12 protein-coding genes are annotated in these 12798 nt (G+C 41.1%); 7 read left to right on the top strand and 5 right to left on the bottom strand.

What is annotated here, in order from left to right; translation table 11 throughout:
* Positions 1-19: 19 nt before the first annotated feature.
* Positions 20-265: a YdcH family protein gene (locus KO534_RS02915; protein WP_215927045.1), complete on the top strand. Its 246-nt coding sequence runs from the start codon at positions 20-22 to the stop codon at positions 263-265.
* A 20-nt stretch (positions 266-285) separates the two neighbouring features.
* Here KO534_RS02915 and KO534_RS02910 read toward each other — a convergent pair whose 3' ends face one another.
* Positions 286-1500, bottom strand: coding sequence for a M24 family metallopeptidase (locus KO534_RS02910; protein WP_215927043.1), 1215 nt, complete (start codon positions 1498-1500; stop codon positions 286-288).
* A gap of 177 nt (positions 1501-1677) precedes the next feature.
* On the opposite strand from KO534_RS02910, the gene KO534_RS02905 reads away from it, so the two are divergent.
* Positions 1678-2052 carry a DUF3703 domain-containing protein gene (locus KO534_RS02905; protein WP_215927041.1) on the top strand — a complete coding sequence of 125 codons (375 nt, stop codon included), beginning with the start codon at positions 1678-1680 and terminating at the stop codon, positions 2050-2052.
* On the opposite strand, the gene KO534_RS02900 is transcribed toward KO534_RS02905, so the two are convergent.
* The 4 genes from KO534_RS02900 to KO534_RS02885 form a co-directional block, all read right to left on the bottom strand.
* The gene (locus tag KO534_RS02900; RefSeq protein ID WP_215927039.1) at positions 2049-2666 is read right to left on the bottom strand and encodes a LysE family translocator; all 618 of its coding nucleotides are present in this window, start codon (positions 2664-2666) and stop codon (positions 2049-2051) included. The genes KO534_RS02905 and KO534_RS02900 overlap by 4 nt on opposite strands.
* 92 nt (positions 2667-2758) lie before the next feature.
* Positions 2759-3514, bottom strand: a complete 756-nt coding sequence (locus tag KO534_RS02895) for a YiiX/YebB-like N1pC/P60 family cysteine hydrolase (protein ID WP_252731922.1) — start codon at positions 3512-3514, stop codon at positions 2759-2761.
* Between the two features lie 84 nt (positions 3515-3598).
* Complete coding sequence (locus tag KO534_RS02890; protein WP_215927035.1) at positions 3599-5293, bottom strand: NAD-dependent malic enzyme; 1695 nt, start codon at positions 5291-5293, stop codon at positions 3599-3601.
* Between the two features lie 73 nt (positions 5294-5366).
* Entirely contained in the window at positions 5367-8000 is a 2634-nt protein-coding gene (locus KO534_RS02885; protein WP_215927033.1) for a penicillin-binding protein 1A, read from the bottom strand.
* Positions 8001-8138: 138 nt separating this feature from the next.
* On the opposite strand from KO534_RS02885, the gene pilM reads away from it, so the two are divergent.
* Genes pilM through KO534_RS02860 form a run of 5 tightly spaced genes read left to right on the top strand, consistent with a single transcriptional unit; the run spans position 8139 to position 12684 of the window.
* A complete protein-coding gene (pilM, locus tag KO534_RS02880; protein WP_215927031.1) occupies positions 8139-9203 on the top strand; it encodes a type IV pilus biogenesis protein PilM in 1065 nt (354 codons plus the stop codon).
* A complete protein-coding gene (locus KO534_RS02875) occupies positions 9191-9775 on the top strand; it encodes a PilN domain-containing protein (protein ID WP_215927029.1) in 585 nt (194 codons plus the stop codon). Before pilM ends, KO534_RS02875 begins: the two co-directional genes overlap by 13 nt.
* Positions 9772-10389, top strand: a complete 618-nt coding sequence (locus tag KO534_RS02870; RefSeq protein ID WP_215927027.1) for a type 4a pilus biogenesis protein PilO — start codon at positions 9772-9774, stop codon at positions 10387-10389. The genes KO534_RS02875 and KO534_RS02870 overlap by 4 nt, the downstream gene beginning before the upstream one ends.
* Positions 10386-10925, top strand: coding sequence for a pilus assembly protein PilP (locus KO534_RS02865; protein WP_215927025.1), 540 nt, complete (start codon positions 10386-10388; stop codon positions 10923-10925). Before KO534_RS02870 ends, KO534_RS02865 begins: the two co-directional genes overlap by 4 nt.
* Entirely contained in the window at positions 10918-12684 is a 1767-nt protein-coding gene (locus tag KO534_RS02860; protein WP_215927023.1) for a type IV pilus secretin PilQ, read from the top strand. The genes KO534_RS02865 and KO534_RS02860 overlap by 8 nt, the downstream gene beginning before the upstream one ends.
* The last annotated feature ends 114 nt before the right edge of the window (positions 12685-12798 follow it).

The raw sequence follows: 12798 nt of genomic DNA, 5'->3' as shown, positions 1-12798 counted from the left end.
CAACAAGAGGATATGAAATATGTTAGGTGAAAACCACTCTCTGAAAAGCGATTTTCCAGATTTTATTGAACAGATAAAAACTCTGACTGCGAACGACCAAAATTTCGCGACTCAAACCCAAGAGTACGATGCACTAGACAAAGAAATTCGTGGGTTAGAGTTACAAGATTCGCCAATTGACGATGAAACTATGCATGCTAAAAAGTTACGCCGTGCGGCCTTAAAAGACCAGTTGTACCAACAATTGTTGCAAGCTAACAGCTAGCACAGGTTTTAGCTAAAACACTACAAGCCAAAGGGATTTTCAATACTTTGGCTTGGCTGGGTAAACCAACGTGGGCCTTGGTCTGTCATATAGAAATGGTCTTCTAAGCGAATCCCAAACTCATCGGGTATCACTAACATGGGTTCATTACTAAAACACATGCCTGTGGCAAGAGGGGTTTGATTTCCGCCGACTAAATAAGGCCATTCGTGTATGTCTAAACCTATACCATGACCAGTGCGATGCGGGCAGCCAGGGGTTTGATACTCTGGTCCCAAACCTTGTGTAGATAAGTATTGTCGAGCCGCCGCATCTACGGCCTCACAAGGCTCTCCTATTTGAGCGGCATTAAAAGCTGCAAGTTGTGCCGCTTTTTCATTATTCCAAAACTGCTTTTGTCTTGCGGTTGGCTCACCAAACACATAAGTGCGAGTAATATCAGATAAATAGTCGTGCACCTTACAACCTGTATCAATTAATACCATATCACCTGGCCTTAAGGTTTGTGGATCTTTGACGCCATGTGGGAAAGAAGTGGCAACACCAAAGAGAACAATACAAAAATAGCTACCTGGTGCCCCTACTTTTTGGTGTGCCTGTTTAATAAATTCTTCGACCTGTGTGGTGGTTATGCCTGCATACAGCATACTCGCTGTGGCTTGATGCACGGCTAAAGTCATGTCCATTGCGGCTTGCATTAACGCTAGTTCGTTAGCCGATTTATGCATTCTGCATTGGGCGGTCACTGCTTGTGCATTGATTAGTGTCAAGCCAGTTTGTGCCTTATTGATACCATCAAAAATAAAAAACTGAGCACTTTCGTCAATACCAATAGTGGCGGTATCCGCTATCCCCAATTGCTTTAATACCTCAACAAACAAAATGTAGGGATTTTGATGCTCTTGCCAGCCATGTATCGGGCCATCTATGATTTTAAAACCATTTAAACTGCCAATCTCAAAAAATGGCGCTATGTATTGAACCTTCCCTTTTGCCGGTAATATTGCGCCCACCATTCGCTCACTGGCATACCATTTCATACCTGTAAAATAAGTGAGGTTGGTACCAGCATTGAGATAGATTGCATCTATGTTATTAGCTTGCATATAAGACTGCGCCTTAGCAATACGTGCTAACAATTCCTGTGGTTGTATGGGGGTAAGCGTTGTGGTCATATCATTTAATGAGGCTAATGCTTGTTCTGCCGTCTGAGTACCCACACCAATGGTTGTCATATTGTTTCCTTGTTTGATACCCCAAAGTACACTCTGGGAATCACTTTAATTCGATAATAATAGCGATCATATCACCCAGATTCGCAAGATTGTTAATGATACTGTTTAAGTGACCTTATATTCATCATGCTGCTATGATTTAATTCAACAAACACTCAACAATCGCGGAAAATAAGAATGCATAGGCACTTTTACAAACATATCAAACCCTATATTGAACAGGAATTAAGCTTAGCGAAACGCGCCAGAAAACATGGCCATGTTAGAGTGGAATTTACCCATTTAGAAAACGCTCATGTGCTGGGGCAGGCATCAACTTTATTACATACTAAAGTACATGTTTTAATGCTGATTTGGGCAGTGAGGCAAGTCAATGTTAAAGAGGGAGTAGGTCAAGTATTACGTATAGTTGGAGCGGCAACAAAAACGGCAATGGGTTTTATTCCAATCGGCAATACGGGAGGAACCAGCGTAAGCCCTTTTCAAGTATTACCTGTCGATCCTAAACTTGCAGCTATTATTGCTAAGGCCAATAGCAGCAAACCTAATTAACTTAGGGCCAACCATAAACCCACGCCTATCAATAAAGCGCCAGAAATACCGTTCATCCAACGGATATTATTACCTTTGTTAAGTAGCGTTTTTAAACCTTTGCCACCCGTTGCGTAAATCAACAAACAGATAAATTCACTCAACATAATAATGCCTACTAAGACCAACAGTTGAAAGGTAATTTCTCTAGATGCATCAATAAAAGGCGGCAATATAGACAACATAAATGCCCATCCCTTTGGATTGGCGATGGCAGTTACAAAACCCTGTGATATCAAGGCACCACGGCTGATGACTAAAGAGTCGTCAGATCCGAAAGACACCCGCCTGCTGGCCCAAAACATTTTGCAGCCTAGATACATCAAATACAGCCCACCTATCCATTTAAACCACATAAATAAAGTGGGATAGTTCAACATGATGGTTGCGGCTCCCATTACTGATAACACTGCAACTAACGCCACGCCAAATACCTCACCAAGCATCATCCACAAGGTACGACGAAGCCCCACTTTTAACCCCAATGTCATGGCTAGCGTCATACACATACCAGGGGTAATTGATATAAAAAACATGGTAGGAATAAACACGGCTATTGTGGCAAGAGTAGGCATAATTTCAGAGCTTCAACTTAGATTTAAACGGTTTTATTTTTGGATTCAAATTTAAAGGTAGTAAAAGAGAATAAGGTTCGAGACTTATTCGACTAACCGCTTAAGTACTCATCCCATTCTAATGAATGGGGATCAAATGCCTTTATTAGGCTAGGTTTAACTATTTTAAAATAGGGAGACATATCAAAGTCCCTCGGCACATATAAACTGTGATGACGGATTTGTAACACTTCATCGCAATATGCCTTACTTTGTGGTTGTTTAGCTTTTTCGAAAAAAATATTCGGCAGTATCGGATAACGAATTGATTGAAATGTCTGTGCTATGAACGAACTACAAATGGCTCTAGTGGGATCACCGCTACCAAGAACAATCATTTTTCTACGCCAGCGATTAGGTACCGGCGGTGTTTGAACTAAGTAGCGCATCAAGTCAAACACGTTTTTCATATCATACTGATGGCCAATTTTTCCAGTGGCGAAGGAAATGACATTTTCTAGATCTTCGGGATTCAATCCTACAGGCCTACAAATCCTTGTATGTAAGTGCTCATAATGACTCAGAGGTATGGTTCTAATTCCATCCAGTACATCGGCTTCAACTAAAGTCACCTTGCTACAACTAGGCTCAATACTTTCGCTGTCATCGGCAATACATAAAGCAGCATGAGACCAGGTTGATTGAGTGAGGTATTTGATAGCAGTACTGATCCGGCTAGAGCCATCTACCAACAACACATCACCCACTCTAATAGTTGCAGCCAACAACTCTGGTGTGCAGGTTGAAGGCTGAATGCTGCCACTGGGTTTTTCTAGATACGCAGCTAACCAGCGGCCAATTTTATTCATCAAACTCATTCAACACTCAACCCTATGAAAGTCACCACCCGCATTTAACATCAAGTCATTTCTTCAAGAAAACGACTTTAATTGTTAAATACTCACTCGTTTGTAAGGTCGATATTCCGGCATCCAAAAATTTCGTTCAATACGTTCTTGTAATATCTCATCAGATACTTCTAAGGCAAGATTTTGTTGCATCGCTATTTTAGCTACATCAAAAGCAATTTTTTTACTCAGTTGTGCAATTTCGCCCAACGATGGAAGTAAATTGCCTTCTCCTGTTGCTGCAAGTGGTGAGGCTTCTGCCAAAGCTAAACTTGTCGCCATTAACATTTCGTCGCTGATCAAACTGGCTTTGGCTGCAATGACACCTAAACCAATACCAGGAAATATATAACTGTTATTACACTGCGCTATGGGATAAGTCTTGCCTTGATACTCAACGGGTTTGAACGGGCTGCCCGTAGCAATAATAACTTTCCCTTCGGTCCATTCGATAACCTGCTGTGGGGTAGCTTCGACTTGACGAGAAGGATTACTCAACGGAAAAATAATCGGTAGTTCGCAGTGTTTTTTCATATTACGAATAACCTGTTCAGTGAATAATCCTGCTTGCCCTGATACACCAATTAAAATATCAGGTTGAGCGCAATTAATGACGTCAAGCAATGAAGGATATTCGCTGCTAAATGACCACTCTTGGATTGCATCACTTGTTTGCACAAGACGCTGCTGGAAATCTCGAAGATCTTGCATGCCTTGGGTGAGTAAACCGAAGCGATCTACCATAAATACTTGACTGCGGGCTTGGGCATCAGAAATACCTTCTAAGCACATTTGTTGAATAATTTGTTCGGCTATGCCACAACCCGCAGATCCTGCACCGACAAAGGCCACTTTTTGTTGTGACAATTTAACGTTCTTACTTTTACAAGCCGCTAAAATAGTCCCTACCGCAACCGCAGCCGTACCTTGAATATCGTCATTAAAACAGCAAATTTTATCTCTGTAACGTTCCAGCAATGGCATAGCGTTAGGCTGTGCAAAATCTTCGAACTGCAACATCACTTCAGGCCAACGTCTGTATATAGCTTTGATAAACATATCAACAAACTCGTTGTATTCTTCCTGACCAATACGTTTGTGACGCGCGCCCATGTACATAGGATCCGCTAGCAGCTTTTCGTTGTTAGTACCAACATCTAACATTACGGGTAAGGTATAGGCTGGGCTAATTCCACCACAGGCTGTGTATAAAGATAACTTGCCAATTGGAATACCCATGCCACCAATACCTTGGTCACCTAATCCTAAAATGCGCTCTCCGTCAGTAACAACTATGACCTTAACTTTACGCTTAGTGGCGTTTCGTAAAATATCGTCCATTTGATGACGCTCAGAATAAGAAATAAACAATCCTCGAGAACTACGGTAAATATCTGAAAATTGCTCACATGCGTCCCCCACTGTTGGGGTATAGATTATCGGCATCATCTCGTCGATATGTTCTTTAACCAAGCGGTAATACAAAGTTTCATTGTTATCTTGAATGGCCCGCAAGTAGATGTGTTTGTTAATAGGTTCGTCAAAACTGGAATACTGCATATAAGCACGATCGACTTGCTCTTTTATGGTTTCGTAGCGCGGCGGAATAAGGCCAGTTAAATTAAACGTAATACGTTCATCTGAACTAAATGCACTGCCTTTGTTTAACAAAGGGGTTTCTAATAAGGAGGGACCAGAATGAGGAATGTAGAGAGCATTCTTTGTAGCTGGGTTGGCCATTAACGTTTGTCCTGTGGTTTTATATAATTATTTAGTTTTTACTGGCCACTTAGGCCAGTAAAACAGTAAGGTTTTAAAATATGTCTTCTATCTGTTTTTGACTTTGTTCACTTTGGTCGGCAGCCTCAATAATTTGTGCATCTGCAACAAAAGTTTGCGGCTCTGTACCCTGAGTAAAGTATTCAAACATAGATGTTTTGTCGGTTCTATTAGTAAGTTTACCGGTACCTTTATCAATACGTACAGTAAGTAAATCTGTAGGCATGGGAAGCATATGTTCTGGTTTATCGGCCAATGCATATTGCATAAACCTTATCCACGCAGGTTGCGCAGCATGCGCACCTGATTCGCTGCCAACTAGTGCGTTACCGATGTAATTAAATTTTTGCGGATTTTTGTTAACCAAATTTTGATTGCGAGTAGTGCGTCCCAAGCGACGATTGTTGTCATCAAACCCTACCCAAGCGGTGGCGACTAAGTCTGGTGTAAAGCCACTAAACCAAGTATCTCGCACGTCATTGGTGGTACCTGTTTTACCCGCAACATCGCTACGGCGGTTCATCAATAACGCGGTACGCCATCCTGTACCTCGATTATCCCATGAACCATTAATTTGCACCGCTGAACGCATCATTTCTGCGACTAAAAAGGCATTTTCAGCACTGATAACCCGAGGCGCAGATAGAATATCGTTAACCGGTTCTTCCACTTGTTGTGTCAAACCGAATTCGGCGGCTAACAGCGCCTCAATATCTTCAGGGTCGGTTTCAGCTTGTCCAGTTTGACTGGGTGATCCACAAGGATCGCATGCTTGTTTAGGGTTCGCTTCCCATAATATGTCACCCATTTCATTCTCTATACGTTGAATAAAATGAGGTTGAATTAAGAAACCACCATTGGCAATGACCGCCATGGCAGTTGCCACTTCTAGTGGTGTATGAGAGCCAGAGCCCAGCGATAGCGTTTCATCTAAGGGAATGTCATCTTTGTTAAAACCAAAACGAGTCAGGTATTCTGCGACATTATCTAACCCAACAGCTCGCAATAAACGCACCGATACCACATTTTTTGATTTACTTAATGCTACGCGCATACGTATGGGACCATCATATTCAGCAGGAGAGTTCTCTGGACGCCACGCATTACCTGAACCAGATTGCCACTGAGTAATAGGCGCATCATTTATGATACTTGCCAAAGTGTAACCATTTTCAAGAGCGGCTGAATAAATAAAGGGTTTAATATTCGAACCCACTTGCCTTTTGGCTTGAGTCGCGCGATTAAATTGACTTTGGTAGAAACTGTAACCACCTACCACAGCTTGAACTGCACCATTTTTAGGATCCAGTGCTACAAAAGCACCACTAGCTTGTGGGTATTGCGCCAGTTGCCAGTGCTGGTCGTCTTCTCTTTGGCGCGTCAATATCAGCGCACCTTCTTGCAAGATATCTGAAGCAGTTTTGGGATCTGGCCCTTGTTTTGAGTCATTAATATAAGGTCTGGCCCAATCTAATCCGTCCCAATCAATAATATTGTACTTACCTTGCTGGTTATAAATAATGACGTCTTTTTCATTCACTTTGACAACAATAGCAGGATGCATTGATTCAAATGTTTGCACATCTTGTAGGTAAGTTAACATTTGTTCTTCAGACCATGGGGCAGAAGAATCTGGTTGTGATTCTCCTGTCGAAGTGCTCTGGGTATTCTTGTCATCGGTTTTATCTGTCGACCATAACTGTTCGACTGGGCCGTGATAACCATGACGTTCATCGTAGTCGTGTAAATTTCTACGTACTGCATGTTGCGCTGCAGCTTGCATGTCAGACGAAACCGTTGCATAGATTTGATAGCCCCCAGTTTCGGCTTCGTCTTTTCCGTAAAGCTCAATCATCTCACTGTAAATAATGTCTGCTAGGTAAGGGGCATCTAAATTAATTTCAGCGCCATACTTTTTAGCAGTGACAGGAGCGTTTACAGCTTGCTCAAATTGCGCCTGATCAATATATTCTTCGTCTAACATTCGCATTAACACAATGCGTCGTCTGGCCAAAGAACGTGCTGGGCTGCTTATTGGATTGAGTGCAGATGGCGCTTGCGGTAATCCTGCAATAGTAGCAATTTGAGCCAATGTGAGTTCGTCAAGGGACTTACCATAATAAACTTGTGCAGCAGCACCAAAACCGAATGCTCGATGTCCTAATTCTACCTTGTTTAGATACAACTCCAGAATTTCTTGTTTGCTAAGTAGTTGTTCCATATGCCAAGCTAGGATTATTTCCCGTATTTTACGAATGTATTTTTTCTCACGAGTGAGGAAAAAATCTCTCGCCATTTGCATAGTCAGAGTACTACCGCCCTGACCTTTCTCGCCAGTGACGACTAAATTAATAAAAGCGCGCATCATGCCGATAGGATCTATACCAGGATGATCATAAAAGCGACTGTCTTCAGTGGCTATTACAGCTTGTTTTAGTTGTTCTGGAATTTGCTCAAGGGTAAGCGGTATGCGGCGTTTTACTCCATACTGGGAGATTAACTTGCCATCTTGAGTAAAAATGCGCATAGGGGTTTGTAATCGAACATCTTTAAGGACATCGACACTGGGTAGGTCAGATTTGATATAAAAATAGGTACCTAAAAGGATTACAATACCAACAACAAACGTGACAGAGATGGTTATTAATGCGGGTTTAAGTAACTTCACGGATAGATAATACCAAGGCAACTTCTAATAAATGATCTACATTTTATACCTATGTACAGTTATTAGAACCATAAAACACAAAAAATTACGTAATAATGCTGGCGTGGAAATTTTCTCATTCATTTGGATGTCTAACAATTGAAAAATTTATTTGGCCCTAAAGTACAAAAAATGATTGGCCTAGATATAGGAACTCGGTTTATTAAAGCCGTGGTGCTAGAAAAATCAGGTGAAAAATATAGCGTGCAGGCATACGCCTGCGAGCCTATTCAGGGTAATGCTTTTGCAGAGCGAGAGATCAAAGATTTCGAAGCGGTGAGTCATGCACTAAAGAAAGTGAAGCTTGCGTTAAAAAGTAAAAACAAGCTCGTTGCTATAGCCGTGTCGGGCTCTACTGTTTTGAACAAAATTGTATATATGGATCCCGGACAAACAGACCACGAACTTGAAAGCCAAATTGAATTGGAAGCAGATAGTTTAATTCCCTACCCTTTGAACGAGGTGTACATAGATTTTGAAGAGATAGGGAACAGCCAAACCACTAATAACAAAGTTGAAGTGCTTCTAAGTGCAGTTCATAAAGAGCTAGTCGACCGCAGAATCACCCTACTAGGTGAAGTAGGTTATGAGGCTAAAATAGTGGACGTTGAAAGTTACGCTTTAGGCGCAGCGGTAGCAAACTTTTACCCTCAAACAGAAGAAGAAACTGTGTGCTGCATTAATATTGGCGCGAGCCACTTACAAATGTGCGCCGTAAAAAATGGAAACGTCATTTATACGAAAGATCATAACTTTGGTATGGATGCCTTGATTCAAGACCTAACCATGTTATATAGCCAAGAACGCTCTCAAATTGAACAGCAGTTGACTGATGGCACCTTGCCAGAAACATGGAAGCAAGACTCTTATCCAATGTTTTTGGCTAACCTACAACAGAATATAAACCGAGCCTTACAATTATTTATTAGTGCAACAGGTGAGACCCGCCCCAGCTCTTTGCTGATATGTGGAAGTGGAAATCATCTCAAATCTTTACCTGAAGACTTAAGCGCTGATTTAGGCATTGAAGTAGTATGCTTCTCCCCATTTACCGATATGACGATAGCAGACACCGTTAACCAAGGAGATTTTGAACAAGTCTCCGGTCAACTTGTTATTGCTACAGGTTTGGCCAGCAGGAGTTTTCAACCATGGCACATATAAATTTATTGCCTTGGCGCGAAAGTCGCAGAGCTGAGCAAAAGAAGAATTACCTAACCTTACTTGGCGGGCTTGCATTCGCAGCCTTTGGCCTAATGTTTGCCGCCGGAAATGTATTGGATAAGATGATAGATAACCAAAATTATCGCAATAGTTTTATCGAGCAACAAACCGCTATATTAGATCAACAAATTGAAAAAATTAAGAATATCAAAAAAGACAAAGAAGCAATTGAGCAAAGAATGGCTTTGATTGAACAATTAGAGTCCAGCAGAAATGCGGTTCCTATAGTGTTGGATGAGTTAGTGCGATTGGTTCCCCATGGCTTATCGTTCCGTAGTTTTTCTCGTCAAGGCAATTTAATCGAAATATTAGGAGTCAGTGAATCCAATAACAGGTTGGCTGATTTCATGCGACAGTTGCAAGACTCAACCGTCTTTAGTAGCGGAGAACTCTCTTCAATTAAGGCCGACACTTCAGCCCTAGAAGCAGTCAGTGATTTTAAGCTCACATTTACTATTAATCCTAGCGTTGCACCGGATTTCTCAGTGATTACCGAGGAGCCAAGTAAATGAAGTTTGATGTTAACAAGTTAAAAGAGATCAACGATTTAGACTTCGAACAAATTGCCACTTGGCCCTTTGAAGTAAAGTCTTTGGTGGCTTTGTTTGTAGTAGTATTTGGTCTGTTGGGTGGTTATTATTTTTTATTGAAAGATAAATTACCTGTTCTCGAAGAAGCGCAGAATAAAGAGGTAACGTTAAAACAAACGTATCAAGGTAAATATCGTATTGCCGTCAACTTAGCCGCTTATGAAGAACAATTAAGTCAGTTACAAAGTGACTTTTCTTCGATGTTGAAATCGCTGCCAACCAGTAATGAAACCCCAGGGTTATTAGATGACATCACCTTGGTTGGCACCTCAGCGGGACTCACATTTAGGCTACTAAATTGGCAAAGAGAAATTCCAAAAGAGTTTTATTCCGAATTACCTATCGAAATGGAGGTATACGGTGGATATCACAATTTTGGGCAATTTGCCTCGGAAATTGCAGGACTACCACGTATTGTTACTGTGCATGATTTTGAAGTGACTCAAGAGAGCAATACCCTTAAACTCAAAGTCCAAGCGAAAACCTATAGAACCTCCAATGAGCAGGAAACTGCGGCTAAGGGGCAAACACAATGAAACATTTTAAAATAGTGTTTGCGGTTTTGATTTTGAGTGGCTGTGAAGCCAAAGTTGATGATTTGCAGTTATTTATTACCGAAGTAAAACAAACCACTTCAGTTAATATTGAGCCTTATCCGGAATTTGAAAGCAAACCTACTTTTATCTATTCGGCCGACACTTTACGTAGTCCTTTTCAGCGCCCAAGAAATACTGGAGCCGAAGTTGAGCTTACAATCGCTGCACAGCCAAATTGTGCGCAACCAGACTTTAATCGTAGCAAACAGCCATTGGAGAAATTTGGTATCGATGCGTTATCTGTTACTGGAGTATTTCAATCTAACGGTAAAAAATGGGCACTTATTCAGTCCAATACAGGCAGTTTATTTAAAGCTACAATTGGCGATTACCTAGGATTGTTTTTTGGGAAAATCGATTCTATTCAAAATGGCACAGTTTCTTTTACTGAAATGCTGCCCGATGGTGCTGGCTGCTGGCAGAAAAAGCAAGCCACACTCACCATGCTTTCGAAGGCAGGAGAAAACAATGTCTGAGCGTTTTATTTTTAACAAGAAACTTAACCGAACGAATCCTACTTGGTATTGGATATTAGCCGTCGTTTTTGGCCTGTTTACATTTGAATCATTAAGCCAAGAAAAAGCGGCAGTATTGATTGATCCACAACCTAAGTTAGACAACGTATTTCGTTCCGAATTGAAAGACGTTGAGTTTTCACGTTTACCTAGTGGTGGCGCAGAAGTGTTAATGACCTTCAGCAATAAAAATTTCCAGTTACAGTTGAGTGAAAAAGGCAAATCTTTAAGCTTGGTATTGCCTCGAACAAAACTAGGTGACGAACAATTATTTAAGTTAGACGTGGTAGATTTCGCAACACCAGTAAATAACATTGAAACCTTTCAAGAAGAAGAACAATCCAAAGTGGTGTTTGCTCTGCAAGACAGAATCACCTTCAGTCATCAAAAAAGTGCCAATAGTCTAAGCATTAAAATTGAAAAACGTTTGAAGGATGCGCCAGAAGAAGACCCAAAAAGTAACTTTGCTGGCGAACCTATATCCCTCGATTTCCAAGATGTACCTGTACGCCAAGTGTTACAAATCATTGCCCAAGTTAACGGCTTTAACCTAGTTACAACAGATACAGTAACAGGCAATGTGACTATCAGTTTGTCAGGCGTTCCTTGGGATCAGGCGTTAGATATGATTCTAAAAATTAAAGGATTGGACAAAAGACTAGAAGGCAATATCTTGCTGATAGCCCCAACTGAAGAACTCACAGCACGTGAAACCCAGCAGTTACAGTCTAAACAGCAAGTCGCGGAACTGGCTCCTTTAGTTTCCACTAACGTACAAATCAATTATGCCAAAGCACAAGACCTTGCAGCCATCCTTAAAGGTACCGAAAACAGTATATTAACTCCTAGAGGAAGTGTTGCAGTTGATGAAAGAACCAACACACTTTTGCTAAGAGATACACAAACGTCAATCGACGAGGCCAAATTATTAGTTAAGGCGTTAGATATCCCAATTAAACAAGTACTAATTGAGTCACGTATGGTGACTGTTAGAGACAACGCCAGTGAATCGCTTGGAGTACAATGGGGATTAAGCGACACAATTAATAACGGTGCAGTTTCAGGTTCATTGACCGGCGCAGACTCTATTGCGAGCGGCGTAGTACCTTCTATATCGGATCGACTTAATGTGTCATTACCTGTAAGTGAACCGGCTGGTAGTATAGGTATTCAAATTGCGCGATTGCTCGATGGAACCATTATTGATTTAGAACTATCTGCCCTGGAGTCTGAAAATAAAGGTGAAGTAATTGCCAGTCCACGCATTACCGTTGCAAATCAGCACGAAGCCTATATCGAGCAAGGTACGGAAATTCCTTATGTAGAAGCCACCTCAAGTGGTGCTACTTCAGTTGAATTCAAAAAAGCGGTATTAAGTTTAAAAGTCACCCCACATATTACTCCGGATAGTCGGATAATCATGGATTTAGTGGTCACTCAAGATACTCGAGGGGATACTGTCACCACCTCAACAGGTGATGCGGTAGCCATAGATACCCAAGAAATTAGTACCCAAGTATTAGTTGAAAATGGCGAAACCATAGTCTTAGGGGGTATTTTTCAACAAAGTAGTTCCGACGATGTGCGAAAAGTCCCGCTTTTGGGTGATTTACCTTTTGTTGGTTATTTGTTTAAGAACACCTCAGAAATACTAGAAAAACGTGAGTTATTAATTTTTGTTACCCCAAAAATCTTAACTGATGAACTACGAAGTAATTAATATTTACCCAACTAACCACTTTAGTTCCGTAAAAAACAGTCTAATCCGTTGATTAGGCTGTTTTTTTATAATTCCTTCCGCATAATCTTTACAAAGCTTGCAAAATTCACTGTA

Origin of the sequence: Paraglaciecola arctica (assembly GCF_018861065.1) — a bacterium.
Taxonomy (GTDB): domain Bacteria; phylum Pseudomonadota; class Gammaproteobacteria; order Enterobacterales; family Alteromonadaceae; genus Paraglaciecola; species Paraglaciecola arctica_B.
The sequence above is the reverse complement of the archived record's forward strand: the minus strand, read 5'-3'. Positions and strand labels throughout refer to the sequence as shown.

Coding starts and splice junctions, on each gene's coding strand:
- KO534_RS02860 (WP_215927023.1), top strand. CDS start 10,918: ATGTCTGAGCGTTTTATTTTTAACAAGAAACTTAACCGAACGAATCCT.
- KO534_RS02905 (WP_215927041.1), top strand. CDS start 1,678: ATGCATAGGCACTTTTACAAACATATCAAACCCTATATTGAACAGGAA.
- KO534_RS02900 (WP_215927039.1), bottom strand. CDS start 2,666: ATGCCTACTCTTGCCACAATAGCCGTGTTTATTCCTACCATGTTTTTT.
- KO534_RS02910 (WP_215927043.1), bottom strand. CDS start 1,500: ATGACAACCATTGGTGTGGGTACTCAGACGGCAGAACAAGCATTAGCC.
- KO534_RS02915 (WP_215927045.1), top strand. CDS start 20: ATGTTAGGTGAAAACCACTCTCTGAAAAGCGATTTTCCAGATTTTATT.
- KO534_RS02870 (WP_215927027.1), top strand. CDS start 9,772: ATGAAGTTTGATGTTAACAAGTTAAAAGAGATCAACGATTTAGACTTC.
- KO534_RS02895 (WP_252731922.1), bottom strand. CDS start 3,514: ATGAATAAAATTGGCCGCTGGTTAGCTGCGTATCTAGAAAAACCCAGT.
- KO534_RS02875 (WP_215927029.1), top strand. CDS start 9,191: ATGGCACATATAAATTTATTGCCTTGGCGCGAAAGTCGCAGAGCTGAG.
- KO534_RS02865 (WP_215927025.1), top strand. CDS start 10,386: ATGAAACATTTTAAAATAGTGTTTGCGGTTTTGATTTTGAGTGGCTGT.
- KO534_RS02890 (WP_215927035.1), bottom strand. CDS start 5,293: ATGGCCAACCCAGCTACAAAGAATGCTCTCTACATTCCTCATTCTGGT.